Raw genomic sequence first — 24,288 nt, forward strand, 5'->3', positions numbered from 1 at the left:
CAATCCGCTCGGGATCCAGCCCGGGGGCCCGCTTCACGGATTCGGTGATGACGTGGGCGGCAAGGTCATCCGGGCGGACGGCGGCAAGGCCGGAGCCGAACTTGCCGAACGGGGTGCGCACGGCGTCGTACACAAAAGCCTGATTCATAACTGGTCCTCAAAATTCTGCGCGGTTCCCAACTAGGTAGCACGAACTGTCGTTTTGAGGGCTCATAACGACAGTTAGTGCTACCTAGTTGGGTGGGTGGGTGGGCTAGTGGGGTGGGGTGGGCGCGTTATCCGGGGTGGTGGGTGGGGTGGCGGCGTCCAGTTCTTGGAATACCTGCTGGGCGGTCTTGAAGGCTGTGTTGGCGGAGGGAACTCCGCAGTAGATGGCGGTCTGCAGCAGGATTTCCTTGATCTCGTCCCGGCTCAGGCCGTTGGTGATGGCCGCGCGGATGTGCATGGCCAGCTCTTCCCAGTGCCCGTGCGCCACCATCGCGGTGATGGTCACGGCCGAGCGCATCTGCCGCGAGATGCCCGGCCGGGTCCAGATGCCACCCCACGCGATCCGCGTGATCATGTCCTGGAAGTCGTCGGTGAATTCGTCCTTGTTGGCGTTGGCCCGGTCCACGTGCGCGGCGCCCAACACTTCGCGGCGGACCACCATGCCGCCGTCGTAAATCTGCTGGCTGGTGGCGTCCGGCTGGACGACGCCGTGCCGTTCATCGCCCGGAAGTTCTGCGCCGCTCATTTGGCTGCTCCACGGGATTCGCTCCAGGTGATGAGGCTCCGCAGCAGGTCAGCAACGTGGGCGGGCGCCTCGGCCGGGGCCAGGTGGGCCACTCCCCCGAGCGTCACGGCGTTCGCAGTGCCGCCCCCGGCGGTAATGCCGGCAACAATTTCTTCCGCGAACGACGGCGGCACAACAGTGTCTGCCGCACCCGCCACTGCCTGGGTGGGGACGGTGATGCTGCCGAGTTCGGCACGGACGTCAAAGCCGGCAAGGGCTTCGCAGCAGAAAGCGTAGCTGAAGCGGTCGGTGTCGCGGAGGGCATGCAGGAGCCGGCTGCTCCGCTCGGGCTCACGGTCCATAAAGCCCGGCGCGAACCAGCGCTGCGCGGAGCCCTGGATCATCACGGGAGTGCCCTGGCTGCGCACGGTTTCGGCACGTTCCAGCCACGCCTCGGGGGTGCTGATCTTGGCCCCGGCGCACTGGATGGACAGGCTCTTGAGGCGTTCGCCGTGCTTGATGCCCAGCTGCAGGCCGGTGGCACCGCCGAGCGAAACCCCGGCGTAGTGGAAGACTTCGCCCGGGGCGATCGAGTCCACCAGGTCCACCACTGAATCCGCCAGGCCCGCGACGTCGAAGGTCTCGGTTGCGGCGGGTGAGACGCCGTGCCCGGGCAGGTCCCAGGCCACCACGTCGTAGTCGTTGCTGAGCAGGGTGGCCGCGTCGGACCACAGGACGGAGGACGTACCCAGTGATGGTCCAACCACCAGCAGGGGACGATCGCCAAAAGCCCGTTCGGGCGACAGCAGAACTGCCTTCAGGGTCGGTTTAGCCACGGTTGGCTCCGTTCTGGGTAGGTTTGGAAAAGTCGGGGTACGCGGCCAGGATGCGTCGCGATATTTCGGCTGCCTGGCCCAGGTAGCTGGCCGGGTCCAGGAGTTCGTCGAGCCGCAGATCGGTGAGCACGCCCGCCGGGATAGCCTCGCGGAGCAGCCGGCGGTAGGTGGCGCCCTGCTCGGCGGCGGGCGCCTGGAGCGCCCGGTCCACCACGGCCTGCAGCTGCTCCTTCCCGCTGCGGCCATCCTGTTCGGCCAGCAGCGGGGCAACTGCGGCGCCCACGCCTTCGGCCAGCAGCAACGGGCCGGCGAGCTCGAGGTTGCGGCGCATGGCGTCGGGGAAAACCTGCAGGCCCTCGGCAAGTTCCCGCAGGTGCCCGGCCGCGCCAAGTGCCAGGCGGAGAAGCTGGCGCAGGGCCGGCCATTCCGTATGCCAGGCGGCGTCGGGGCGTTCGTCGTTGAAGTTGGCGGCGGCCAGGTGCAGCTGGGCCACCAGCTGCGGCGCCTGGAGTGCGGCGCTGCGGATGAGAACCGACAACACGGGGTTCTGCTTCTGCGGCATGGCCGAGGAGACGCCGCGTCCGGCGGCGCGCGGTTCGCCGAGCTCGGCCACCTCGGGCCGGCTCAGGAACAGAACGTCGGTGGCGATCTTGCCGGCGGCATCCAGCGCCGAGGCCAGGGCATGTCCGAGGGACGTGACGGCCAGACGGTTGGTGTGCCAGGGCGCGGGCGCCGCGGCCAGGCCCAGTTGCCGGGCCAGTGAGTCGGCCAGATCAAAGGGGCTGGTGGCCGAGCCGGAAGTGAGCACGGTTCCGGCGGCCAATGTTCCGGCCGCCCCGCCGAACTGCACCGGGAACTGCACGGTGCCCAGCTGCCGGCCCGCGGCGGCCAGCCCATGGAACCACTGCGCCGCCCGCAGCCCGAACGTATACGGAAGCGAGTGCTGGGTCAGGCTCCTGCCCACGCCCAGCGTGTCCGCATGCTGCTCCGCCAAGGAGGCGAGCGCCGCCGTCGTGCATTTCAGGTCCGCAAGCACCGCCTCAACGGTGTTGCGCGCGAGCAGCATCAGAGCCGTGTCCAGAACGTCCTGGCTGGTCAGCGACGCGTGGACCGCCTTTACTGCGCCGATGCGGGCACCGTCCAACGCCGAGACATGCGTCCGCAGATCTGCCAGCAGCGGGATGACGGGGTTGCCGCCGCCCTGGGCCCGGAGCGCGATGTCTGCTGCGTCGTACCGCCCCGCCTCGGCGGCGGAGGCCACGACGGCGGCGGAACCGGCAGGCGCCAGGCCCGCCTTCTCCAGCACGGCGGCCCAGCCGGACTCGACGGCGAGGATCGCCGCCAGCACCGTGCGGTCACCGGTCAGCGCCGTCACCAGGGGCGACGCCGAGACAGGACTGAGCAGGCCGACGTCGCCGTCCGCAGCGGTTCCGAAGTGGCCGGTACCTTCCATGCCGGCGGCGTCCGTCACTGGAAGTCCAGGAAGACTGTTTCGCCCTCGCCCTGCAGGCGGATGTCCCAGGTGAGTCCGCCGTCGGGATCGCGGCGGGCCATGAGGGTCTTGCGGCGGTCCGGGTCCAGGGAGCTGAGCAGCGGGTCCTTGGCGAGGGCTTCCTCGTTTTCCGGCAGGTACATGCGGGTGAAAAGCCGGTTCATCAGGCCGCGGGCAAATACGGCCACGGAGATGAAGGGTGCGGCACCGGGTCCGGTGGGGCCGGGGTTCACGGTGGTGAAGGTGTACACGCCGGAGTGGCCCACGGACGCGCGGCCCCAGCCGGTGAAGGTGTAGCCGTCGCGGACCAGGGAGCCGGTCTGCTGCACGATCCTGCCGTCGGCGTCGGGCTGCCAGATCTCCAGGATGGCGTCCGGGATGGTCTCCCCGGCGCCGTCGTAAACGGTGCCCTGGAGGCGGAGGGAACCGGGCGAGCCGGGAGCCAGGAGTTCGTTGTCCTTCTCGAACGGCAGGGCGTAACCGTAGAACGGGCCGACGGTCTGGCCGGGGGTGGGAACAAGATTGGTGGTTGTGCTCATGTTATTCCTCGTCTCCTGCTGCGCCGAGCGCCTCGTTTTCGGTCCAGGTCCGCTTGGAACCGGTGAGGACGATGTCCCAGTTGTAGCCCAGCGCCCACTCCGGCTCGGTCAGGTTGTGGTCGTAGCTGGCCACCAGCCGGTCGCGGGCGTCCTGGTCCACGATGGACTGGTAGATGGGGTCCAGCGGGAAGAGCTGGTCCCCGGGGAAGTACATCTGCGTGACGATCCGCTGCGTGAACTCCGTGCCGAACATGGAGAAGTGGATGTGGGCCGGCCGCCAGGCGTTGACGTGGTTCTTCCATGGGTAGGCGCCGGGCTTGATGGTGGTGAACCGGTACGAGCCGTCCGGGCCGGTGATGCAGCGGCCCACTCCGGTGAAGTTGGGGTCCAGCGGCGCCGGGTGCTGGTCGCGTTTGTGGATGTAGCGGCCGGACGCGTTGGCCTGCCAGATTTCCACGAGCTGCCCGGCCACGGGGCGGCCGTCGCCGTCCAGGACCTTGCCGGCCACGATGATCCGCTCGCCCTGGGGTTCGCCGTTGTGCTGGATGGTCAGGTCCGATTCCAGGGCGTGCACGTCCTGGTGGCCGAACGCCGGCGAGTACAGCTCAATGGTTTCCGGGTCCGCGTGGTGCAGGCTTTTGGTGGGGTGCCGCAGGATGCTGCTGCGGTATGGCGCGTAGTCCAGCCGGGGCTGGGTCTCGGCCGAGGCGCCGTCCTTGAGCGCCCGCGCGTAGGCATCGCCCATGGCGTTTATCTCTGCACTGAGATCCTGCTGTGTCTCCACTGCGGCCTCCTCTTCTCTGGTTGTTGCTTCTGAGTGGTGGTGCTGTCTTTACCGGTGCTGCAGGTGGTCGTACTGGACTGCGTGGCGCACGGGGGCGTTGGGGGCGCCGTAGCCGTCGTAGGCCGCGCGGCGTTCCACCATTTCGAAGAACACACTGCCCACGGTGGCCGTGTAGAAGTGGAGGAATTCGCCATCCGCGTCCCGGTCGTACAGCAGGTTCAGTTCCTGCAGCGTGGCCAGGAAGTCCGGTACCAGCCCGAAGCGTGCGTCCAGGTCCTCGTAATAGTTGGCCGGGATCTGCAGGAACTCCAGCCCGCGGGCCTTGCAGTCCCTGGCGGTGGCCACCAGGTCATCCACGGCGAAGGCGATGTGTTCCTGGTAGGTCCTGCGCTGCTGGTTCAGCGGCGCCAGGTTCAGCACCAGCCGCACGGCGCGGTCCCCGGTGGCCATGACCTGCGAGCGGACCAGGCCGGTGGGGCTGGGCACCTCCGCGAACGGCTGCGGCTCCAGGGCCAGGGCGCTTGTGTAGAAGAGGACGGCCTCGTCGAAATGCTGCCACGGCTGCGCCAGGTTGACGTGGTCGATCACGGCGGAGGGTCCGGCGGCTGGCTTTTCGAGCCCCTCCCCGAATTCGCTGGTCCAGGCCGCGGTGCCGTCGGACGTGCCCTGGCACAGGAAGATCTCCGTGGAATCCGGGGCGGCGAAGCCCTGGAACACTTCCTCGTTGGCCTGGCTCTTGCGCGGGACCGCGGGGGCCTTCAGCTGCTGGGCGCGGGCAGCGGCAATCACAGGGGAGGCGACGTCAAAGCCAAGGGCACCAATGGCAGGAGCGGTGGCGGGCGACGCATCCCCCGCTGACGTGCCCACCGTTGAGTCGTCCCCGTCTGCTGGTGCGGCCTCGTTGATGATCACCCGGGCGTGGCCCAGGCTCCAGAGCTGCACGTCCTTGGTGCGGTGCCGGCCGTTGAACTCGAAGCCCAGCTGGCCCAGGACGGTTTCCAGTCCTTTGGTGTCCGCGGCCCTGACTTCGGCGAAGTTGTAGCCTGCCGGTTCGGCTACCTGCGGGAGCGTGGCGAGTTCCATTGGATAACGACGGCGGCCGGGGGCACGGGTGCCAGCGGCACCCGTGCCCGTCTCGCCGTCAGAAGCAGCATCCAGCCACTTGGCGCTCTGCTCCTCCAGCCAGATGAGCGAGCGCATGGCGTCGACGGCGGTGCGCTCCACGTCCGACTGGCGGAAGACGTCGTTGAAGATTTCCAGCGACACCGGGCCGCTGTACCCCGCCCGGACCACGTGGCCCATGAACTTGGCGAGCTCGAACTGGCCCTCGCCCGGGAACACCCGGTAGTGCCGGCTCCAGGAGAGGACGTCCATGGAGAGCTTGGGGGCGTCTGCCACCTGGACGAAGAAGATCTTGTCCGGGTTGAAGGCCTCGATGGGGGCGGTATCCCAGTTGCGGGAAAGGATGTGGAAGGAATCCAGGCAGGTGCCCAGGTTGGGGTGGTCCACGGCTTCCACCAGCTTGTGGGCGTGCTCGTAGTCGTTGACGTATTTGCCCCAGGCCAGGGCCTCGTAGGCCGCCTTGACGCCGTGGTCCCCGGCCAGCGCAGCCAGTTGGCCGAGCTGTTCCACCCGGAGGTCGTCGCTGTCGATGCCGGCGGTGGCCACATTCGAGCAGACCAGGACGGTGTCCATGCCCAGCCGCGCCATGAGCTTGAATTTGGCTTCGGCACGCCGGAGGTTGGCGGCCAGGAGGTCTTCGGACACGCTGTCGAAGTCGCGGAACGGCTGGTAAAGATCCAGCGTGAGGCCGAGGTCCGCCGCCATCTTGCGGACGTCCTCGGGCGTGAGCGGCGACGTGACCAGGTCCTGCTCGAAGATTTCGATCCCGTCAAAGCCGGCGATGGCGCAGGCCTGCATCTTTTCCTTCAGGGTGCCGGAGAGGCAGACCGTAGCGATTCCGGTGCGCATCAGGCAGCCACCTCTTCCTTGGCCACAAGCTCCAGGAAGTGGCCGCGCATACGGTCAGCGTCGGCTTCCTGCCCGGTGAAAATCCGGAAAGAGTCCGCCGCCTGGCCCACGGCCATGCGGCCGCCGTCCAGGACCTCGCAGCCTTTGGCGCGGGCGCCGCGGACCAGTTCGGTGTCGATCGGGCGGTAGACGATGTCCGCCACCCAGTGCCGTGTTTCCAGCAGGTCCAGGTCCAGCGGGACGCCCGGGTGGGCGGCCATGCCCACGGGCGTGCAGTGCACCAGACCGTCGGCCAAGTGCATCAGCTGCGGCAGCTCCGCCGTCGTACGCGCTGTGACGGTGCGGCCCGGGAAGAAGCCGGCCAGCTCGGCGGCGCGTGCCGCGCAGCGGGCGGGGTCCACATCCACCAGGTCCAGCGCCTTCACGCCGGCCGTGAGCAGGGCATAGGCGACGGCGGACCCAGCACCTCCCGCGCCAAGCTGGACCACGCGGTCCAGCCGCGCGCCCGGAAGGCCGGAGGCAAGCGCGGCGGCGAAGCCGGAGAAGTCGGTGTTGTGGCCGATGAAACGGCCGTCCTCGATGACGACTGTGTTGACGGCCCCGAGCCTGAGTGCATCCGGCGAAACCTCGTCCAGGTGCGCCAGCACAAGCTGCTTGCACGGATGGGTGATGTTCAGGCCGTTGAAGCCCAGGCTGCGGGCACTCTTGAGCAGATCCCCCACGGCATCGCCGGAAAGCCCGAGCTCCAGCAGGTCAATGGGGCGGTAGAGGTAGCGCAGGCCCTGCACATCGCCTTCGCGTTCGTGCATGGGGGGAGTGAGTGACGGCATCACGCCATCGCCGACCAGTCCCACGAGGTAGGACTCAGTTCGATTGCTCATCCGGGCAGCTCCTTTTGATACGGCACCCGGCGGGCAGCGGCGCTCGAGGCGTCTGCGGCGGGTCGGGTGATAGGGATTACAGTACAACACTTGTTCACTTCTCGCACGATTGTTCTAGATGCGAACATTTTGGAGTTATTTACCGTTGCGGCAAGCGCGCTGCCAGCTCCGCCGCGGCATCCTGCAGCAGGGGCACATGGGCCAGCAGGGCTTCCATGCTGAGGCGGAACACGGGAACGGCGGTGGCAAGGGAGGCGAAGGCGTGGCCCTGAGAATTGAGCAGCGGCACGGCCACGGCGCGCATGCCGTTCTCGTTCTCCTCATCCATCACGGCATACCCCTGGCGGCGAACCAGTTCCATTTCGGCGCGGAAGGCACCCCGGTCCGTGATGGTGTGTTCGGTGAGCGCTTCCAACTGGAGCTCCTCGATCAGGGCTTCCCGCTCCGCGTCCTCGGCAAACGCCACGAGGGCCTTGCCCACGGCGGTTGCATGCAGGGCGCCAAGGTGGCCGGGGTCGCTGGTGACGCGAAACGCCTGGGGGCCGTCAACCTTGTTAACGGTGAGGTGATGATGGCCGTCGCGGACGCTGAGGATGGTGGCCTCCCCCGTCTGCTCGGTGACGCGACGCAGGACCGGCAGGGCCGTGCCGGCAAATCCGTGATGATTGGAGACCCGCTGCCCCAGCTGGAAGATGCGGAGGCCCAGGTGGTAGCGGCGGCCGTCCGGCTCATAGTCCACAAAGCCGTCGCGCGTCAGGGAACCCAGGAGGCGGTAGGTGGTGCTGAACGGAAGTTCGGCCCGGCGCGAGATCTCCGCGGCGCTGGCACCGCGGGGTTCGTCGCCCAGGAGGACCAGCAGGCCCAGGGCCTTGCCCACCATGTCGGTACGGTCACCCTTGGGCGGCTGTGACTCGGCGGCAACGTCATCGACTGCTGTGGTTTGATTCACACTCATACGTCGATGTTGCCACATCGTGGGAACTATTTCTAGATGGTGATTATTTTCTTGACAAGTGACTGCGCTCACAGCCATCATTGCTGTATCGCACAAGTAGCTCCCACCATGTGGCTACTGGTCCGGGTCTTTCAACGGACACCAGCCGCACCGCGCTCCGCCATCACTCAGGCAGGTGCGGCTGCGCCCTCCAGATCCATCCGCGACAACGTCGTCACATCAAAGGAACTCCATGAGCCAGACACTTCCGTCCGCCGGGCCGGGCACCGTTGCCCCGGCCGGGACGCCAAAGAAAGCAGCCCTCGCCAGCTTCCTGGGCAGCGCCGTCGAATACTACGACTTCTTCATCTTCGGTTCCGCCGCCGCCCTGATCTTCCCCACGGTGTTTTTCCCGGACGCCGGGGCCAACGCGGCCATCATGTCCTTCGCCACCTTCGGTTTCGCCTACGTGGCACGGCCGGTGGGCGCCGTCATCCTGGGCCACTTCGGTGACCGGGTGGGCCGGCGGAAGGTGCTGATGTTCACGCTGCTGCTAATGGGCGCGTCCACGTTCCTGATCGGCTGCCTGCCTGACTTCAACACCGTGGGCTGGTGGGCTCCGGCACTGCTGGTGCTGGCAAGGCTTTGCCAGGGTCTCTCCGCCGCGGGCGAGCAGGCCGGGGCGTCATCCATGACGCTGGAGCACGCGCCGGACAACCGCCGCTCCTTCTTCACCTCGTGGACCCTCACGGGCACCCAGGGCGGCCAGATCCTCGCCGCCCTCGTCTTCATCCCCGTCCTGGCCCTCCCGGACGAGATCAAGTACGGCATCGGCTGGCGCATTCCGTTCTGGCTCAGCGCTGTGGTGGTGCTGGTGGCGTTCTTCATCCGGCGCACACTGCACGAACCGCCGGCCTTCGAGGAAGCCCAGAAGACCGCCCAGATCTCCAAGCTGCCCGTTGCCGACCTCCTCAAGGACCACTGGCGCGATGTGCTCCGAGTGGTCTGCTGTGCCTTCATCGCCGCTGTCTCCACCGTGTTCGGCACCCTCGCCATCAGCTACGCCAAGACCGTCGCCGGTGTTGACGGGACCACGACGCTCTGGCTGGTCGTCGGCGCCAACCTGGTGGCCCTGGGCACCCAGCCGCTCTTTGGCATGCTCGCCGACAGGATCGGCCGCAAGCCGGTCTTCATCTACGGCGCACTCTCCAGCGCCATCCTCACGCCGGTCTTCCTGCTCAGCCTGGAATCCGGAAGCGTCCCGCTGATGTTCCTCGCAGCGATCGGGTTCTTCTCCTGCGGTTACGCTGCCTCCAACGCCGTCTGGCCGTCCTTCTACGCCGAGATGTTCAGCACCAAGGTCCGCTTCTCCGGCCTGGCCATCGGAACCCAGCTCGGCTTCCTGATGGCAGGCTTCGCTCCCGCCATCGTGGCAGCGATGGGCGGCATCAGGCCCGGCGGCTGGGTCCAGATCAGCATCTTCACCGCCGTCATCTGCGGGATCTCGGCCATCTCCGCCCTGACAGCCAAGGAGACCTTCAACGTCCCCACCAAGCAGCTTGGCCTGAAGTAGGCCCGGCAGCCCAGACGTTACAGCCCGGACGCTGCTGCCCAGTTGCTTACCGGAAGGCCCGGCGTGTCCCCAGGACGCGCCGGGCTTTTCCGTACCCGCGCGGGGCAGATGGGCTGGAACGTTCGACGGCGGGAAGCGGGCAGGGTGCCTACGGCCGTCCGGTGTCCAGGACCGAGGCAAGGTCGAAGCTGACCGGTTCCTCCAGTTGGGCGTAGGTGCAGGATTCGGGATCCCGGTCCGGCCGCCAGCGGTTGAACTGGGCAGTGTGGCGGAAGCGGTCGCCCTCCATGTGGTCATACCTGACCTCCACCACCAGTTGTGGCCGGAGCGGCACAAAAGACAGATCCTTGCCCGCGCTCCACCTGCTGCCCTCCGCGTTGCGCGGGGTCCGTTCGCCTTCCTCCTGCTTGGCCCAGGCCCAAGGATGACCGTCGAAGTCCGTGACCAGCGTCTGGAGTCCCTCGAACAACTCCTGCCGGCGCTTCATGGGGAAGGCGCCGATCACGCCCACGCTCGCCAGGCCGCCGTCGTCCTTGTACAGGCCCAGCAGCAAAGAGCCGATCGCGTCCGGTCCGCTCTTGTGCACGCGGTAGCCGGCCACCACACAATCGGCCGTACGTTCGTGCTTGACCTTGAACATCACGCGTTTGTCCGGCTGGTAGCTCCCCTCCAGCGGCTTGGCCACAATCCCGTCCAGGCCTGCACCTTCGAACTGCTGGAACCATTGCTCGGCGGTGGCCTTGTCCTTGGTCGCGGCGGTGAGGTGGACGGGAGCCTTGCTGGCGGCGAGCGCCTTTTCCAGCGCTGCCCGACGCTCGGCGAAGGGCCGGCCGGTGTAGTCGTCGTCGCCCAGGGCCAGCAGGTCAAAGGCCACAAACTTGGCGGGCGTCTGTTCGGCGAGGAGCTTGACCCGGCTGGCGGCAGGATGGATGCGCTGCTGCAGGGCATCGAAATCGAGCCGGTCACCGGAGGCCCCCACCAGGACAATCTCGCCGTCCAGCACACAGCGGGGCGGCAGGTTTTCCTTCAGGGCTTCCACGAGCTCAGGAAAATACCTGGTCATTGGCTTTTCGTTGCGGCTGCCGATCTCCAGCTCATCGCCGTCGCGGAAAATGATGGACCGGAACCCGTCCCACTTGGGCTCATAGCTGAGGGCCCCGTCGGGCATCCCGCTGACGGCCTTGGCGAGCATGGGCGGGACGGGAGGCATCACGGGAAGTTGCATAGTGCTCATTCTTGCCCGGGAGGCCCGCCGGCGGTAGGCCTGAACCGGCACGATGCCCAACTGAAGGCCGCAGCGGGGTTTGACGTGTGGGATTCGCCGAATCTGTAGTGCCGGCGGAAACGAATCGATCGCGGAGAACTAACCGGCTCCTAACGTTGAGGAAACCAGGGCGCAACATTGCCCAGCCACACTGGAAGTGCCGGCAAGCGCAGGCACCAGCTCCAGCCAGGAGGCCCCCATGTTGAAGGAAGCCAAAGCCCATGTAACAAGAGTCCGCGCCCTGGACCAGCTCCACCGCGGCGATGAAATCGAGGCCCGCCTCTCCGTAGGCCCCAGCTACGACGACGTGGTCATCCGCCGTGGCCGTGTCCAGGAGACAGCACCGGGAATCGGCGTTGTCTGGATCATGGACCATCACACCGGCTCGCGGAAAGCGATCAATACGGACGAATGCAGCGTCTGGCGCATTGCCTGACCGCGTGTTGGGCCGCTGGCGCAGCGCTACTTGCGGAATCTTGCACCCTTGAATCTTGTACTCCGGAGTCTTGCACGACGAGGGCGGGCGCAGTCAGTCAGGACTGCCCGCCGGACCGCCCGAGAGATACTTCGGCCCTAACCTCCGGCCACCGACTGGATGACCAGTACCTCCTGGCCGGGCGACACCTCAGTTTCCAGGCCCTGGAGCCGACGCACTTCGTCACCGGCAACGTAAATATTCACGTACCGGCGAAGCGCCCCGGTTTCGTCCCGCAGCCGCCTGGCCAGCACCGGGTAATCCCCGGTCACCGAATCCAGCAGGCTTCCCACCGTCACCGTCCCGTCGGCGGGCGCAGTCAGGATGGACTGGCCGCCGGCCAGCGGCTGGAGGATACTGGGTAGTACGACGCTGATGTCAGGCACCGCGGGCCGCTGCCGTTTCCGGAACCGGCAGTCCAGCCGTAGAGACTACGCAGGCGCGGACACACAGGACGTCGGGGAGATGGCTGACAACCTCAGCAAACGTCTCCCCCTCATCCGCGCTGGCGTACACGGTGCCGCCGCGCGTTCCGAAGTAGACGCCGGCCGGCTCGGATGAATCCACGCCCGCGGCGTCGCGGAGGACGCTGTTGTACTCCCCCTTGGGCAGGCCCGTATCCAGGCGCTTCCAGGTGGCCCCGGCATCGTCCGTTCGGTGCACGGCAAGCTTCCCTTCGGGCGGGATCCGCTCGCCGTCGGCCTTGAGCGGCACAACCCAGGCGGTTCCTTCCCGGCGCGGGTGCGTCAGCATCACAAAACCGAAGTCGGCCGGAAGTCCCTCGGCGATGGAGTTCCAGTTTTCGCCGTTATCATCCGTGCGGTAGACGCCGTGATGGTTCTGCGCGTACAGCCGTCCTTCCACCGCAGCATCCGCCGCGATCTTGTGGACGCACTGGCCGAACTCAGGATTGGGGTCCGGCATGAAGTAGGCCGAAATACCCTTGTTGCGGGGTTCCCAGGACTCGCCGCCGTCGAGCGAGCGGTACACACCGCCGGTGCTCATGGCGACGTGGACGTTGTCCCCGGCCGGATTCACCACGATGGAGTGGGCGGCGGCGCCGCCGTAGCCCGCACCCCAGTCGCTGCGGTGAGGGTGGTCCCATAGCCCGCGGTTGAGTTCGAAATGCTCGCCGCCATCGGTGGATTTCCAGACCGAAATCGGTTCGGCACCTGCCCATACCACCCCTGGCCGCGACTCTGCGTCCGGGTAGATCTGCCAGATGCGCTCCACGGCCGCGCCGGTGTCTTCGGGGAACGTGATGGCGCCCTGTCCAGGTTCGGTCCAGGTGGCGCCGAGGTCATCGGAATGGGCCACAGTCGGGCCCCAGTGCTCGGACCTGACGCCCACCATGATCCGGGTACGGCCGTCCCGTGTGTCGATCCCGATGCTCGGGATTTCGCTCATCAGGAAATGCGGGCCGGAGAAGGACCATTGCTTCCGGTCCTGGCTGGTGGCCAGCCAGAGGCCTTTTTTGGTCCCGATCGCTAAGACAAAGTTCTCTGCGGTTGCCATGCACCCATGCAACCACCCCGGCCGGAGGGCCGCAACGCTTTTCTTCGCTATGTGGACTGGTCCGAGGGGACTGCTCCGGGTGTACCGGTCCGGCGTGGCCGTGCCGGCGGCGCCAGGGGCGTCCGGTCAGTCGACGAATTCGGACTGCGTCTCGATGAAATCCCAGTCGGCTTCGGTGAGGACAGCCACCGGGGTATCCGGATGCGGCCCGCCGGCTTCGGCGATGCCCTGCAGCACCGGCAGCGGCAGTTCCGCCGCACGGAGGTTTTCTCTCAGCCATTCCTTGGTTTGCAGGTCCAGATCCAGCCACCACATGTAGATTTCCATGCCGGTCACGCACCTTTCGTATGCTCCAACGTTAGGCGCCGCTCTGTCCACGTTCAAGGGTGGAAAACTCCAGTAGCGGGCTCCCATTTCCGCGTACCCACAGGTAACGGCGCAGGTCAAAGGCGGAAAAAGACGAGTACCCGCTACTCGCGACCGCGCCCGTCCGGCGCCCCTAGCCTGAATCCACAAGCAAAACTGATCATGCTGCTGGGGGCATTCAGAGAACCGCCGCTTCTCCCTCGCCGCCATGGTCCTTTCGGAAAAATCTGGGGAGACGAAAAACCATGAAACGAACATTCGCAACCTTGGGAGTGGTGGGGCTGACAATGCTCAGCGTCACGGCCCCGGCCAGCGCGGCAGACAACTTCACTCTTTGCCACAACGGACACACCATCAGCATTGACCTTAGCGGGGTGAACGGCCTGGGTGCCCATAGCGGTCACTCAAGGGACATCATCCCTCCCAATGAGCTGCTGCCTGGCGGATTGAACTGGGACGTTCAAGGGATGGCGGACTTTGACAATGACTGCGAGGCCGTGACGCTGCCGCCGGTTGTTGTTCCGCCCGTCGTCGTGGACCCACCGGTTGTTGTGGATCCACTGGTTGTTGTTCCGCCCATCGTCGTGGACCCACCGGCAGTGGTGGCTGGGGCCGCCGGCGCGGTCACACCGGCGGCGCAGACGCCAGCACCCCAGGTTGCCGCCCCCAAGGGCGCAGCTGCCAAGGCGCCCGCCGCGGCAGCAGCCGCTGTCAGCAAGGGCACCAACCAGGGCTTCAACGCACAAACCGCTGCGGGCGGAACAGATGAAGGTACTACGTGGCTGGCCGGCCTGGGTGTCCTGCTGGGTGCAGGCGCCGTGGTTGCGGTGCGCCGCAAGTCCCGCACGGAATCGCCGACGGCGGGCTGACGCCGCCAGCGCTGCCACAGACTGTCACCGAGGGCGTCCCGCCAAAACCTGGCGGGACGCCCTCGGCGCAATTTCAAGCAGGCGCACCTTCAACCCTCTGAACGCAAAGGAACATCATGGCGAAGCACTCCAGCACCCACGGCGTCCGGGGTGGCGTTCTGCGTGTCCTGGAAGTCCTGCGCGTCCGGGCATGGAACCGTGGAGATCTGGCAATCCTGCTGTGCGGAGTCCTGGGTTTCCTGTCCCTCACCTTCGGTGCTCCGCTGCTCAAGCACGGGGAAGCCGCCGTCCCCGCAGCGGAACTGTCGGCACGGTCCCGGGCCACGCCGTCGTCCGTTCCTTGGCCGCTGTCCGGCACTGGCGAAGCTCCGGGGGCAGCTCCAAAGACGGCAACAGCCCCGGCCGCAGACGCCACCACCCCCGGCCCGGCTTTGCCGGAAGCCTCCGCACCCCTGCGTATCCTCTACCCCGCTGCGGCAATCGACACGGCCGTCCATCCCCTTGAACCGGACGCCTCGGCCGTCGCCACCCGTACAGTAGAGCCGCCCACCACCATGGACGGGTATTGGCTGACACCGTTCGGGACTCCCGGCAACGGGTCGGGCAACACCACGTACATCATCGGACACAGCTGGGAGGGCCGGGACGCCCCGTTCAATCACCTCAGCTCCGCTGCCGTCATTGGCGACACGTTCGAGGTCGTCACCGTAACCGGCACCATCCCTTACCGCGTGGACAGCGTCACCACATACCTCAAGGACAGCCTCAAGGACAGCCCCATCTGGGACATGGTGCCCAGCCGCGTGGTCCTGATCAGCTGCTACACGGAAGACCCGTGGGGAAAAAACGTGGTGGTCTCGGCGTCGCCCGCTGCCGGCTGACACGTCCATGCTGACACGTCCACGCGCCTGACGCCCTGTTCAAGTGGCGCCCAGCGGCACAGAATGGCCTTATGAATCCAGAACGTTTCAGTGGCCCGCCTCCACTCTTGGTCGGCTTGCTGCCCGATCAGCATCCGGAGGTGCTGAAGACCGCAACATCCCTCGCAGCCAAACTGTCAGCGCCGTTGCTGTGCGCCTATGTTGACGAGGCCAGCTACCTGGTGGAATGGGATCCGACCAGATCCGCGCACCGACTGTCGCTTCACCCGGACAAGGACGACGACGATATCCGATCGGTCACCTCCGGCCTCAGGGCGGTGATCGAGCGAGCCGTGGCCGACGCCGCGACGTCGGGCGCCCCCGTTGATTGGACCCTGCGGACCCTGGCGGGGGATCCGGGCCGTGCACTGGCCCGTCTCGCCGCGGAAAGCAACTCCCCCATGATCGTCGTGGGAACGTCGGAGCGGGGCCTGACCCACCGGATCTCCGAACTGCTCAACGGATCAGTTGGACTCTGGCTGACTCATCATCAAAGCCGGCCAGTGCTGGTGGTTCCCTACCGGAGACCGGCGCATCAGGACGAGGCCTGAGCCGGGAGCCTGAGCCGTTGGCCTCGGCTCTTCGGGGCCGTTTCCGGGGGTCCGAAATAATAAAGCGAAAGTAGTTATTCGAGGTGGTAGCGGACGGCTGTACCGGCACGTAAGCTAATTCAAGCAGAAGGATCCGGTCGCAGAGGCCGGATTAATCTGCCCCAAAAGCTGCTCCGGAGTGCGTATCCCCCAATAACGCACTCCGGAGCTTTTTTCTGCCCTCCGGCAACCGTACCTACCCCTGGCTCGTGGCGAGCATCCCCGAATTGGATACCCCCAGGGGGTACTTGCTATATACCCCTACGGGGTATATATTGGCAGCATGGAACCTTCGCAGGAAACCTTGACCACACACACTGGCACCGACCCGGCGCCTACGCATGGCTACACCGCCAACAAAGAGGCATACCTGCGCAGGCTCAAGCGCATCGAAGGCCAGGTCCGCGGCATCGCCCGGATGGTGGATGAGGACAAATACTGCATCGACATACTGACTCAGGTCTCCGCGGTCACCAAAGCGCTTCACGCCGTGAGCCTGGGACTCGTGGAGGAGCACATCGGCCACTGCGTAGTGGGTGCCGCCGCGGAACCTGACCCTGACCTTCGCGCTGAAGCCATCGACGTCAAAGTCAAGGAAGCTACAGAGGCCATCGGCCGCCTCCTGCGCTGACCACCTGCCACTGACCACCCATTCACGGCCGGCCACCGCCGGCCCCCTTTCAAGGAGCCAGCCATGAGCAGCACCTCCACCACCGTCAACGTGTCCGGCATGACCTGCGGCCACTGCATTTCGTCTGTCAGCGAGGAACTTGAATCGCTCGCCGGGGTTGAAACGGTCGACGTCGAACTCAACGCCGGCGGCATTTCCACCGTCACCATCACCTCAAGCCAGGAGCTGTCGCCGTCCGAGATCGGCGAGGCGGTAGCCGAAGCAGGCTACCTGGTTGTTGCCAACGACGCGTAACGCTGTCTGATCGGGGGATCCATCATGAGCACAGACCATCTCCATCACCAGCCTCAAAGCCGGGTGGTTGAACTGGACATTGAGGGCATGACCTGCGCCTCCTGCGTGAACCGCGTGGAAAAGAAGCTGGGCAAACTCGACGGCGTCGAAGCCTCCGTCAACCTCCCGCTGGAATCCGCCCACGTCACGGTCCCGGCCGGCATCACGGACCAGCAAATAGTGGACACAGTCAACGCCACCGGCTACAAAGCAACCGTCCGCCTCCCGCGCTACCCGAGCCAAAGCACCGCCCACGAGCACCACGCCACCGATCACGACCAGCCTCAGCACGGCGGTACGGAAGACGGGCACAGCGCCGACTCCGGTGGCATGCGGAAGCGTGCGTCTAAGGGAGGAACGACCGAGCACGCGGAGCATGGCGCCGAAGGCGGCGCGCAAGGTGACCACATGTCCCACGGCCCCGCCTCCTCGCAACTGCGCCCGCGCCTGATCGTGGCCGCGATACTGACGCTCCCGGTCCTCGCGATTTCGATGGTTCCGGCCGTGCAGTTTCCCAACTGGGGCTGGGTAGCCGGGGCCTTGGCGTTTCCGGTGGTCAGCTGGGCGGCCTGGCCCTTCCATCGCGCTGCGGCCGTCAATGCCCGCCACCTGGCGTCCACCATGGACACTCTCGTCTCCATCGGCGTCGCTGCCGCTTACCTTTTCAGCGTGTGGCAACTGGCCCTGGATCCCCGTATGACCGAACACCCGGCCATGGAGGGCATGGAAAGCGGCGGGCTGTACTTCGAAGTGGCCGCCGTGGTCACCACCTTCCTGCTCCTTGGCCGGTTCCTCGAAGCCAACGCCAAACAGAAGGCCGGCGACGCCCTCAAGGCGTTGCTGAACCTTGGCGCCAGGGACGCCACCATCCTTCGCCACGGCTCCGAACATAAAGTCCCCGCCGATCAGCTCCGCGTGGGAGATGTCGTTGTGGTCCGCCCCGGCGAAAAAATCGCCACGGACGGAGAGGTGATCGACGGAATTTCAGCAGTGGACGCATCCCTGCTGACCGGCGAATCCGTCCCGGTGGAGGTGGAGCCCGGGAGCAAGGTCACGGGCGCCACCATCAACACTTCCGGCCGGCTACTGGTCCGGGCCACACGCGTGGGCTCCGAAACCACGCTGGCACAGATGGCCCGGCTGGTCTCGCAGGCGCAGACCGGCAAAGCCCCCATCGCCCGCCTCGCCGACCGGATCAGCGCCGTCTTTGTCCCCATAGTTCTTGCCCTCGCCGTGCTCACGTTTGCGCTGTGGCTCGCATTCAGCAGCCCGGTGATTGAGCCTGCCGAGCTCAGGGCAGCTTTCACCGCCGCAGTCACCGTCCTGGTCATCGCTTGCCCGTGCGCCCTGGGGCTTGCCACTCCCGTGGGACTGCTCACCGGAACCGGCCGGGGCGCCCAGCTGGGCATCCTGATCAAAGGCCCGCAGGTCCTCGAAGACACCCGCACCGTGGACACCATCCTGCTCGACAAGACCGGCACCGTCACCACCGGAAAACTCGCCGTGGCCAACACTCTCGCGTTTGACGGATACCAGGGCAAGGACGTGCTGCGGCTCGCCGGCGCCGTCGAAGCGGCATCGGAGCACCCGATCGCACACGCCATCGCGGCCGCGGCCCTTGAGGCACAAACCGGGCACGACGACGGCGGGCGGCTCCCCGCCGTCGAAAACTTCCGTTCGGCACCCGGCGGCGGAGTGGTGGGAACCGCTGATGGGCGAGTGATCCTCGCGGGCCGCACCGGCTGGCTCACGGAGAACGACGTCCGCCCTTCCGGCGCGCAGATGGAGGCGCTGGCCGATGCGGAAGCTACCGGTGCCACGGCCATCTGGGTGGCGGTGGACGGCACCCCTGCCGGCATCATCAGTCTCCGCGACACCGTGAAGCCGGGATCCGCGGAAGCTGTGGCAAAGCTGAAGAAGCTCGGGCTGCGCCCCATTCTGCTGACCGGGGACAACGCCGCGGTGGCCGCGCAGGTCGCTGCCGCCGTCGGCATTTCCCCTGACAACGTTTATGCAGGTGTTCTGCCTGCCGGGAAGGTCGACGCCGTCCGTCGGCTCCAGGCGGGCGGGGCCATTGTGGCGATGGCCGGCGACGGCGTGAATGACGCCGCCGCGCTGGCGCAGGCTGACCTGGGCATCGCCATGGGTTCCGGTACCGATGTGGCCATAGAGGCGGCGGACCTCACCGTCATGGGCAATGACCTGGGACAGGTGGCGCAGGCCATCGAATTGTCCCGGCGGACGCTGGCCACCATCAAGGCCAACCTGTTCTGGGCGTTCTTCTATAACGCCGTCGGCATTCCCGTGGCCGCCCTGGGCCTTTTAAACCCGATGATTGCCGGTGCCGCGATGGCGGCGAGTTCCGTCCTGGTGGTGGCAAACTCGCTCCGGCTGCGCAGCTTCGGCAAGTAGGCAGCGCCCACCCAACTAGGTAGCGCTAACTGTCGTTATGAACGCTCAAAACGACTGTTGGCGCTACTTACTTTCAGGGGAAGCGCCGCTCAGGCGGTGCCGAAGCGCACGGCCGCCCGGGCCCTTGCCTTGGCGGCCTCTTCGTCCCGGTGCTTGGCGGGAGCGTGGGTGACCAACGAATCCAGCAGGTGTTGGGTGATGTGGGCGATCTCGTGCACCGCCGCTTCGAAGGCGTCCTCGTTGGCCTTGGACGGCTTGGTGCTGCCGCTGACCTTGCGCACATACTGCAGCGCGGCGGCATGCACTTCCTCAGAGGTGGCATGCGGTTCGAAATTGTGGAGGGTTCGGATGTTCCGGCACATATGCCCATGCTAGGCTCTGGAACGCTTCGGATCGACCCCCCGCCCACCGGTGATCGAGCTTGTCGACATTCAACCACCGGGAGCTGTGGCCCATGGGGAGTGGTGCATGGGCAGCGGTGCCCATCGACAGTGATTTGGGGCCGGGATAGGTTCCAGGTAATGGATCTTCCGGGTGAGCCGGGGGCCGCTGGGATGCCGATCTGGATCGGATCCAAGGCAACGAGGAGAAAACTGATGGCTATTTGGGGCGCAGATGTAGAACAGCTCAGGACTCTTGGCAGCAAGCTGCAGGCCGGTGCTGGCGAGATCGAGCAGCAGAGGTCCAACCTGACGCGCGTGCTGGACAGCACCAACTGGAAGGGCCCGGACGCCGACCATTTCCGCGGCGAATGGTCAGGCACGCACACCGCGGCGCTGAACCAGGTCATCCAGGCGCTGAAGGATGCCAGCAAGAAGGCCACCAAGAACGCCAGCGAGCAGGACCAGGCTTCACGCTAACCGCAGAAGCCCTACTGCGAGGGCCCGGACACTGCACAGTGTCCGGGCCCTCGCGGCATTTATCGGCGGGTGCTCAACGAAAGGGAGGCACAACGGCGGGGCGACGGCGGTGCCCCGGCCTGTGGCACCTGCCTTTTAGGGCAAGTCCTACAGGGCAAGGCAGCCGGCACTCAGGGCACAGGTTCGACGTCGTTCGCGTGGTCCAGCGGCGCGGGCGCACCGACAGTTGCAGCGGCCGTGCCGGAGCGCAGCTCGTCCAGCCGGACCAGAACCACCCCGCCGACAATGAGGACGCCGCCCAGGAGCTGGATGGCGCCGGGCAGCTCACCCAGAAGCAGCCAGGCCCAGGTCACGGCGAACAGCACCTCGGTCAGCGAAACGAAGGACGCAACCTTGGAGCCAAGGGCGCGGGCAGCGACAACGCCGGAAACGTACGCCAGGACTGTTGCCAGGATGACCAGGCCACCCAGGGAGACCCACCAGGGCGTGATCCAGGGGCCGAGCCTGGTATCCGCGGTGCTGAAGGCCATGGGAAGCAGTCCCGTGGCGGCCGCCAGCCACATAACGGCTGCCCCCACCAGCAGCCCGGCGGACGCCAGGACGATGGGCGGCAGGGAATCATTCTCCTTGGCCGTGATGAAAAAGTAGATGGCAAGGCATACGGCAGCGGCCACCCCCCACAGGACCCCGATGATGTCGATCTTGACCGTTCCGGTGAGGTCCAGGACGAGAACCAGGCCGCCGAGCGACAGCACTGTTCCGCCGAAGGTCAGCGCCCGTGGCCGCTTCTTGCTGGCTCCCCATAGCCAAAGGACGATGAGGACGGGAGCCAGGTATTCAAGCAACAGCGCTACACCCACGGACAGGCGGGCTACCGCGTTGAAGTAGAACAGCTGGCATGCGGCCACTCCGATCAGGCCGAAAAGACCGATGGTGACCCAGTTGTCGCGCAGCTGGTACCACCGTCCGCGCAAGGCCAGAACGGCAGGAACGGCGAGGATCAGCGCGGCACCGGTCAGGCGGGCCGTCACGGCAGCGCCCGGGGACCAGCCGGTTTCCAGGAGCGCTTTGGCGAAGGAGCCGGAGAGCCCGAAGACGGCAGAGGAGAACAACGCGATTCCAAGGCCCGAGCCAAGGAATCCGCCCGCGGCTGCGGGGTTAGGGGCGGCAGTCACCGACGCCTCCTGTCAGGAGTAAAGTGTGATAATGGTCCTGACATTACGCCCGACCCCAGTAAGGAGTCAAGATGGTCTTTGCCCCTGACACCGAAATAGCCCTGCGCGCCGTCGTCAACCTGATCAACACCGCCGCCAACGGACGCGAATCGCTCGCCACGGTGGCGGACCTGGATCATTTCCTTCAGTCCGAGGGGTTCAGTGGAGCCCGCGCCCGCGATGCGGCGGAGCTGTCGAGTGTCCACGAACTGCGCGGGCGGCTTGCCGCCCTCTGGACTGCAGACGAAGACTCTGCTGTGGCAGGCGTCAACCGCCTGTTGCGCGAGGCCAACGCACTCCCCCAGCTAATGAAGCACGATGAGTGGGACTGGCATCTGCACGCCACTGCCAGGGACGCGCCGCTGGCAGAGCGCATGGGCACCGAAGCCGCCATGGCCTTGGCGGACGTCATCCGGAGCAAGGAGATGGACCGCATGCTCGTGTGCGAGGCCGAGGACTGCGATGCCGTGGTCCTGGACCTCAGCCGCAACCGGTCGAAACGGTATTGCGATACCGGGAACTGCGCCAACCGCGCGCACGTGGCAGCGTACCGCGCGCGGCAGGCTATTGTTCGCTAGGAGTGGCTGGAGCCGGTACCGTCAGCGTCCGGAGTCTCAGGGGCGCCGCCGGCCTGGCTGGGGCCGTGTCCCCCGAATCCGTGCGACGGTTTCCGGGCGGAACTCAGGTTGACGCCGGATCCCTTGCCCAGGTGTTCGGAGTTCTCCTTGTGGCTCATGGCCAGCATGGCCGCGATCACCAGCGTGACGATGAACGCGATGCCGGCGCCCGTGAAGGCGAGGTCGAACCGCGGGGTCTTCGAGCTGCCGCCGGAGGCGAAGATCAGCACCGTAACGAAGGCGAGGACGGCCCAGAACGCAGAGAACATCAGCGGCCCCTTCACCGAGGTCCGCAGCTTGCGCGGTTTTCCTGGTTTCTGGTCTGCCAAGGTAGTTCCTCTCCTACAGCCATGCCGAAGGGCGTGCTGGTTCGAATGTGTGGGGTTGTTCCGGGCGCGTTTTCTACGCCGGGTAGAACCTTTCGCTTCTAGTTTACGGCTTCGTGGAGGCGGGCCGGGAATCGTGCCTTAGCGTCAGCCCCGACAGGACCCAGAGCACACCGGAGATGATGGCTCCGCCGCCGGCGACGCCCAGCAGGGCATGGGCTCCGAGGCTGATGAAGAAGGGCAGGATCGTCGCGGTACCAAGGCCGATGATGCCCGAGGCCAGCCAGTCGCGGGCCAGCACGTGCCGGCGACGATACTTGAGGCCGCAGTACAGCTCCACGGCTCCGGCCAGGCCAAGTCCCACTGCCGCGACGACGCCGAAGACGCGGTCCCCGTGAAGCAGCGCCAGGGCAACACCGGCGCCTGCCAGGGCGGCCCCTGCGGCGGAGAGGATCTTGCCGGGCATGCCGTCACGCGCGTAGCCGGTCTTCGGGATGGCCCAGAGGACCAGCAGGCCCGTGGCCAGCAGGTACAGCCCGCCCGCCCAGCCCATGACCTGGACCGACGGTCCGGCCCAGAAAATGGTCGCGGCGCCGAACAACAGTGCGGCCACGGCCCGGAGCAGAACCGGCTTCCACAGGTCTGCCTGCTGGGCGGTGCCGGCGGGAGCATCTGTGGGCGTCAGTGGTTGGTTCACCGGTCCAGTTTAGTGGCCGCCGGCCCTATGGCGAACCCAGCACCATCCAGCGGTCCGCCCGGGCGCGCAGGCCCAGCGTCAGCGCCCGGGCGGCCATGTACCCCAGCGCAAAGGCGGCCCACAGCCACACCAGGCCTGCGGCGGCGGACATGCCGGAGACGGCAACGGCCACGAGCATGGGGACGTAGACAGCGAGGTTGACCACGCCCGCCAGCGCCAGGTACCTGGCGTCCCCGGCGCCGATCAGCACGCCGTCCAGGACAAAAACAAACCCGGCAAGAGGCTGACCGGCTGCCAGGATCCACAGGGCGTAGGTCAGCACGGACTGGACGCCGGCGTCGGAAGTGAACAGCACCCCTGCCCAGGGCGCCGCGACGGCCAGCAGGGCTCCCGTGACCACGCCGAATCCAATGCCCCAGCGGATCATGGTCCGGGTCAGGTGCCGCGCCCTGACGGCGTTGGAGGCGCCCAGTTCCTTGCCGATCAAGGCCTGGGCGGCGATGGCAAGGGCATCGAGGGCAAAGGCGAGGAACGAGAAGATGGTCATGGCCAGCTGGTGTGCCGCCAGGTTGACGGCACCTTGCCCCGTGACCACAAATACCGTGGCCAGGATGGCGATGCGCAGGCTCAGCGTGCGGAGCATAAGCCACGAACCGACCCGGGTCATTGCGCGGATGCCGCTCCAGTCGGGCCACAGGCTGATGCCGTGCCGGGCGGCATTGCGCTGGACCATCACCAGATAGACGGCCGCCATGGCCCATTGGGCCACGCTGGTGCCTGCCGCCGAGCCCGCAACGGACCAGTCCAGCCCGTAGACCAGCCACAGGTTGAGGACAATATTCAAGGCAAAGCCTGCGGTGGCCACGAGCAGCGGCGTCCTGGTGTCCTGCAATCCGCGCAGGACGCCGGTGCCTGCGAAGATGAGCAGCATGGCCACCAGGCCGGGCATGGACCAGCGGAGATAGTCAACGGCGAACGCGCGAACCTCACCCTCCGCCCCCATCAGGGCCACCAGCGGTTCAGCAGCCCAGAAGCCAGCCACAGCCAGGACCAAGCCGAGCAGAAGTGCCAGCCAGACGCCGTCGCGCCCGGCCGCGAGTGCCTTGCCCAGCTGGCCGTGTCCCATCGCGCGGGCCACCGCCGGGGTGGTGGAGTAGGCGAGGAAAACCATCAGGCCGACGGCGGTGTGCAGCACGGCGGAGGCGAGCCCCACCCCGGCCAGCTGGGCCACGCCGAGATGGCCCACAATGGCCGAATCCGCGAGCAGGAACAGCGGTTCGGCGATCAGTGCGCCGAACGCCGGCACGGCGAGCCGCAGGATTTCCCGGGCATGGCTGGCGGGACGCTGGACGGCAGCGGGGGCGGATTGGTTGGGCACGGTTTCAGCCTAACGGCCGGCACCGCCCACCTGGCTGCTCCGCTTCCGTGACGCCGGAAGTCATGACAAAGGACACAATGGCGGACCATTAGTTGACAC

27 protein-coding genes and 1 pseudogene are annotated in these 24,288 nt (G+C 66.6%); 10 read left to right on the plus strand and 18 right to left on the minus strand.

The features are described 5' to 3' along the window. From ACX80M_RS11075 to ACX80M_RS11115, 9 genes and pseudogenes are all read right to left on the minus strand, one after another. Positions 1 to 148 (minus strand): annotated as a pseudogene (locus ACX80M_RS11075) (3-oxoadipyl-CoA thiolase); the annotation flags it as partial. Positions 149 to 253: 105 nt separating this feature from the next. Further along, a complete protein-coding gene (pcaC, locus tag ACX80M_RS11080; protein WP_252599661.1) occupies positions 254 to 733 on the minus strand; it encodes a 4-carboxymuconolactone decarboxylase in 480 nt (159 codons plus the stop codon). After that, positions 730 to 1,548 (minus strand): alpha/beta fold hydrolase, encoded by an 819-nt coding sequence (locus ACX80M_RS11085; protein WP_252611492.1) that lies wholly within the window; start codon positions 1,546 to 1,548, stop codon positions 730 to 732. Before ACX80M_RS11085 ends, pcaC begins: the two co-directional genes overlap by 4 nt. Further along, positions 1,541 to 3,001: a lyase family protein gene (locus ACX80M_RS11090; protein ID WP_459309731.1), complete on the minus strand. Its 1,461-nt coding sequence runs from the start codon at positions 2,999 to 3,001 to the stop codon at positions 1,541 to 1,543. Before ACX80M_RS11090 ends, ACX80M_RS11085 begins: the two co-directional genes overlap by 8 nt. A gap of 14 nt (positions 3,002 to 3,015) precedes the next feature. Continuing rightward, complete coding sequence (gene pcaG / locus ACX80M_RS11095; RefSeq protein WP_252599663.1) at positions 3,016 to 3,579, minus strand: protocatechuate 3,4-dioxygenase subunit alpha; 564 nt, start codon at positions 3,577 to 3,579, stop codon at positions 3,016 to 3,018. A 1-nt stretch (position 3,580) separates the two neighbouring features. Next, a complete protein-coding gene (gene pcaH / locus ACX80M_RS11100) occupies positions 3,581 to 4,363 on the minus strand; it encodes a protocatechuate 3,4-dioxygenase subunit beta (protein WP_252599664.1) in 783 nt (260 codons plus the stop codon). 48 nt (positions 4,364 to 4,411) lie between these two features. Beyond that, positions 4,412 to 6,334 (minus strand): bifunctional sugar phosphate isomerase/epimerase/4-hydroxyphenylpyruvate dioxygenase family protein, encoded by a 1,923-nt coding sequence (locus tag ACX80M_RS11105; protein WP_459309675.1) that lies wholly within the window; start codon positions 6,332 to 6,334, stop codon positions 4,412 to 4,414. Beyond that, the gene (locus tag ACX80M_RS11110; protein WP_252611486.1) at positions 6,334 to 7,215 is read right to left on the minus strand and encodes a shikimate dehydrogenase; all 882 of its coding nucleotides are present in this window, start codon (positions 7,213 to 7,215) and stop codon (positions 6,334 to 6,336) included. Before ACX80M_RS11110 ends, ACX80M_RS11105 begins: the two co-directional genes overlap by 1 nt. A gap of 139 nt (positions 7,216 to 7,354) precedes the next feature. Further along, on the minus strand, positions 7,355 to 8,170 hold the full coding sequence (locus ACX80M_RS11115) for an IclR family transcriptional regulator (RefSeq protein WP_252599667.1): 816 nt from the start codon (positions 8,168 to 8,170) through the stop codon (positions 7,355 to 7,357). Between the two features lie 232 nt (positions 8,171 to 8,402). Here ACX80M_RS11115 and ACX80M_RS11120 point away from each other — a divergent pair, with 232 nt between their 5' ends. After that, on the plus strand, positions 8,403 to 9,722 hold the full coding sequence (locus ACX80M_RS11120) for an MFS transporter (protein WP_252611482.1): 1,320 nt from the start codon (positions 8,403 to 8,405) through the stop codon (positions 9,720 to 9,722). Positions 9,723 to 9,870: 148 nt separating this feature from the next. Here the strand turns inward: ACX80M_RS11120 and ACX80M_RS11125 are convergent, their stop codons facing one another. After that, positions 9,871 to 10,947, minus strand: coding sequence for an ATP-dependent DNA ligase (locus ACX80M_RS11125; protein WP_252611481.1), 1,077 nt, complete (start codon positions 10,945 to 10,947; stop codon positions 9,871 to 9,873). 238 nt (positions 10,948 to 11,185) lie between these two features. On the opposite strand from ACX80M_RS11125, the gene ACX80M_RS11130 reads away from it, so the two are divergent. Further along, a complete protein-coding gene (locus tag ACX80M_RS11130; protein WP_056341782.1) occupies positions 11,186 to 11,422 on the plus strand; it encodes a hypothetical protein in 237 nt (78 codons plus the stop codon). A 137-nt stretch (positions 11,423 to 11,559) separates the two neighbouring features. On the opposite strand, the gene ACX80M_RS11135 is transcribed toward ACX80M_RS11130, so the two are convergent. The 3 genes from ACX80M_RS11135 to ACX80M_RS11145 all read right to left on the minus strand — a co-directional run bounded on the left by ACX80M_RS11135 (position 11,560) and on the right by ACX80M_RS11145 (position 13,303). After that, complete coding sequence (locus ACX80M_RS11135; RefSeq protein WP_058930693.1) at positions 11,560 to 11,847, minus strand: MoaD/ThiS family protein; 288 nt, start codon at positions 11,845 to 11,847, stop codon at positions 11,560 to 11,562. Next, the gene (locus ACX80M_RS11140) at positions 11,840 to 12,976 is read right to left on the minus strand and encodes a WD40/YVTN/BNR-like repeat-containing protein (protein ID WP_252614515.1); all 1,137 of its coding nucleotides are present in this window, start codon (positions 12,974 to 12,976) and stop codon (positions 11,840 to 11,842) included. Before ACX80M_RS11140 ends, ACX80M_RS11135 begins: the two co-directional genes overlap by 8 nt. Positions 12,977 to 13,102: 126 nt before the next feature. Then, entirely contained in the window at positions 13,103 to 13,303 is a 201-nt protein-coding gene (locus ACX80M_RS11145; RefSeq protein ID WP_056342139.1) for a hypothetical protein, read from the minus strand. A 284-nt stretch (positions 13,304 to 13,587) separates the two neighbouring features. Between ACX80M_RS11145 and ACX80M_RS11150 the strand changes: the two genes are divergently transcribed. From ACX80M_RS11150 to ACX80M_RS11175, 6 genes are all read left to right on the plus strand, one after another. Continuing rightward, the gene (locus ACX80M_RS11150) at positions 13,588 to 14,211 is read left to right on the plus strand and encodes an LPXTG cell wall anchor domain-containing protein (protein ID WP_252614514.1); all 624 of its coding nucleotides are present in this window, start codon (positions 13,588 to 13,590) and stop codon (positions 14,209 to 14,211) included. A 116-nt stretch (positions 14,212 to 14,327) separates the two neighbouring features. Then, positions 14,328 to 15,092: a class F sortase gene (locus tag ACX80M_RS11155; RefSeq protein ID WP_252614513.1), complete on the plus strand. Its 765-nt coding sequence runs from the start codon at positions 14,328 to 14,330 to the stop codon at positions 15,090 to 15,092. A 71-nt stretch (positions 15,093 to 15,163) separates the two neighbouring features. Next, on the plus strand, positions 15,164 to 15,682 hold the full coding sequence (locus tag ACX80M_RS11160) for a universal stress protein (protein WP_252599674.1): 519 nt from the start codon (positions 15,164 to 15,166) through the stop codon (positions 15,680 to 15,682). A 322-nt stretch (positions 15,683 to 16,004) separates the two neighbouring features. Continuing rightward, positions 16,005 to 16,352: a metal-sensitive transcriptional regulator gene (locus ACX80M_RS11165; protein ID WP_252599675.1), complete on the plus strand. Its 348-nt coding sequence runs from the start codon at positions 16,005 to 16,007 to the stop codon at positions 16,350 to 16,352. Between the two features lie 63 nt (positions 16,353 to 16,415). Further along, the gene (locus ACX80M_RS11170; RefSeq protein ID WP_252599676.1) at positions 16,416 to 16,646 is read left to right on the plus strand and encodes a heavy-metal-associated domain-containing protein; all 231 of its coding nucleotides are present in this window, start codon (positions 16,416 to 16,418) and stop codon (positions 16,644 to 16,646) included. A 24-nt stretch (positions 16,647 to 16,670) separates the two neighbouring features. Next, positions 16,671 to 19,097, plus strand: coding sequence for a heavy metal translocating P-type ATPase (locus ACX80M_RS11175; protein WP_252614511.1), 2,427 nt, complete (start codon positions 16,671 to 16,673; stop codon positions 19,095 to 19,097). An 89-nt stretch (positions 19,098 to 19,186) separates the two neighbouring features. Here ACX80M_RS11175 and ACX80M_RS11180 read toward each other — a convergent pair whose 3' ends face one another. Beyond that, positions 19,187 to 19,459 (minus strand): DUF2277 domain-containing protein, encoded by a 273-nt coding sequence (locus ACX80M_RS11180; protein ID WP_104062916.1) that lies wholly within the window; start codon positions 19,457 to 19,459, stop codon positions 19,187 to 19,189. Between the two features lie 234 nt (positions 19,460 to 19,693). Between ACX80M_RS11180 and ACX80M_RS11185 the strand changes: the two genes are divergently transcribed. Next, the gene (locus ACX80M_RS11185) at positions 19,694 to 19,957 is read left to right on the plus strand and encodes a WXG100 family type VII secretion target (RefSeq protein WP_252611473.1); all 264 of its coding nucleotides are present in this window, start codon (positions 19,694 to 19,696) and stop codon (positions 19,955 to 19,957) included. Positions 19,958 to 20,127: 170 nt separating this feature from the next. Here the strand turns inward: ACX80M_RS11185 and ACX80M_RS11190 are convergent, their stop codons facing one another. Then, positions 20,128 to 21,132 carry an EamA family transporter gene (locus ACX80M_RS11190; protein ID WP_252599678.1) on the minus strand — a complete coding sequence of 335 codons (1,005 nt, stop codon included), beginning with the start codon at positions 21,130 to 21,132 and terminating at the stop codon, positions 20,128 to 20,130. Positions 21,133 to 21,203: 71 nt separating this feature from the next. On the opposite strand from ACX80M_RS11190, the gene ACX80M_RS11195 reads away from it, so the two are divergent. After that, positions 21,204 to 21,749: a CGNR zinc finger domain-containing protein gene (locus ACX80M_RS11195; RefSeq protein ID WP_252599679.1), complete on the plus strand. Its 546-nt coding sequence runs from the start codon at positions 21,204 to 21,206 to the stop codon at positions 21,747 to 21,749. Here the strand turns inward: ACX80M_RS11195 and ACX80M_RS11200 are convergent. The 3 genes from ACX80M_RS11200 to ACX80M_RS11210 form a co-directional block, all read right to left on the minus strand. Continuing rightward, a complete protein-coding gene (locus ACX80M_RS11200; RefSeq protein WP_058930682.1) occupies positions 21,746 to 22,117 on the minus strand; it encodes a hypothetical protein in 372 nt (123 codons plus the stop codon). The two genes, ACX80M_RS11195 and ACX80M_RS11200, sit on opposite strands and share 4 nt — an antisense overlap. A 103-nt stretch (positions 22,118 to 22,220) precedes the next feature. Beyond that, entirely contained in the window at positions 22,221 to 22,811 is a 591-nt protein-coding gene (locus ACX80M_RS11205) for a hypothetical protein (RefSeq protein ID WP_252611472.1), read from the minus strand. A 25-nt stretch (positions 22,812 to 22,836) separates the two neighbouring features. Further along, a complete protein-coding gene (locus tag ACX80M_RS11210) occupies positions 22,837 to 24,189 on the minus strand; it encodes an MATE family efflux transporter (RefSeq protein WP_252611469.1) in 1,353 nt (450 codons plus the stop codon). Between the last annotated feature and the right edge of the window lie 99 nt (positions 24,190 to 24,288).

Source organism: Pseudarthrobacter sp. MDT1-22 (assembly GCF_054511035.1).

Coding starts and splice junctions, on each gene's coding strand:
- ACX80M_RS11160 (WP_252599674.1), top strand. CDS start 15,164: ATGAATCCAGAACGTTTCAGTGGCCCGCCTCCACTCTTGGTCGGCTTG.
- ACX80M_RS11105 (WP_459309675.1), bottom strand. CDS start 6,334: ATGCGCACCGGAATCGCTACGGTCTGCCTCTCCGGCACCCTGAAGGAA.
- ACX80M_RS11165 (WP_252599675.1), top strand. CDS start 16,005: ATGGAACCTTCGCAGGAAACCTTGACCACACACACTGGCACCGACCCG.
- ACX80M_RS11115 (WP_252599667.1), bottom strand. CDS start 8,170: ATGAGTGTGAATCAAACCACAGCAGTCGATGACGTTGCCGCCGAGTCA.
- ACX80M_RS11180 (WP_104062916.1), bottom strand. CDS start 19,459: ATGTGCCGGAACATCCGAACCCTCCACAATTTCGAACCGCATGCCACC.
- ACX80M_RS11090 (WP_459309731.1), bottom strand. CDS start 3,001: ATGGAAGGTACCGGCCACTTCGGAACCGCTGCGGACGGCGACGTCGGC.
- ACX80M_RS11185 (WP_252611473.1), top strand. CDS start 19,694: ATGGCTATTTGGGGCGCAGATGTAGAACAGCTCAGGACTCTTGGCAGC.
- ACX80M_RS11175 (WP_252614511.1), top strand. CDS start 16,671: ATGAGCACAGACCATCTCCATCACCAGCCTCAAAGCCGGGTGGTTGAA.
- ACX80M_RS11150 (WP_252614514.1), top strand. CDS start 13,588: ATGAAACGAACATTCGCAACCTTGGGAGTGGTGGGGCTGACAATGCTC.
- ACX80M_RS11120 (WP_252611482.1), top strand. CDS start 8,403: ATGAGCCAGACACTTCCGTCCGCCGGGCCGGGCACCGTTGCCCCGGCC.
- ACX80M_RS11140 (WP_252614515.1), bottom strand. CDS start 12,976: ATGGCAACCGCAGAGAACTTTGTCTTAGCGATCGGGACCAAAAAAGGC.
- ACX80M_RS11155 (WP_252614513.1), top strand. CDS start 14,328: ATGGCGAAGCACTCCAGCACCCACGGCGTCCGGGGTGGCGTTCTGCGT.
- ACX80M_RS11125 (WP_252611481.1), bottom strand. CDS start 10,947: ATGCAACTTCCCGTGATGCCTCCCGTCCCGCCCATGCTCGCCAAGGCC.
- ACX80M_RS11145 (WP_056342139.1), bottom strand. CDS start 13,303: ATGGAAATCTACATGTGGTGGCTGGATCTGGACCTGCAAACCAAGGAA.
- pcaG (WP_252599663.1), bottom strand. CDS start 3,579: ATGAGCACAACCACCAATCTTGTTCCCACCCCCGGCCAGACCGTCGGC.
- ACX80M_RS11130 (WP_056341782.1), top strand. CDS start 11,186: ATGTTGAAGGAAGCCAAAGCCCATGTAACAAGAGTCCGCGCCCTGGAC.
- pcaC (WP_252599661.1), bottom strand. CDS start 733: ATGAGCGGCGCAGAACTTCCGGGCGATGAACGGCACGGCGTCGTCCAG.
- ACX80M_RS11195 (WP_252599679.1), top strand. CDS start 21,204: ATGGTCTTTGCCCCTGACACCGAAATAGCCCTGCGCGCCGTCGTCAAC.
- ACX80M_RS11170 (WP_252599676.1), top strand. CDS start 16,416: ATGAGCAGCACCTCCACCACCGTCAACGTGTCCGGCATGACCTGCGGC.
- ACX80M_RS11110 (WP_252611486.1), bottom strand. CDS start 7,215: ATGAGCAATCGAACTGAGTCCTACCTCGTGGGACTGGTCGGCGATGGC.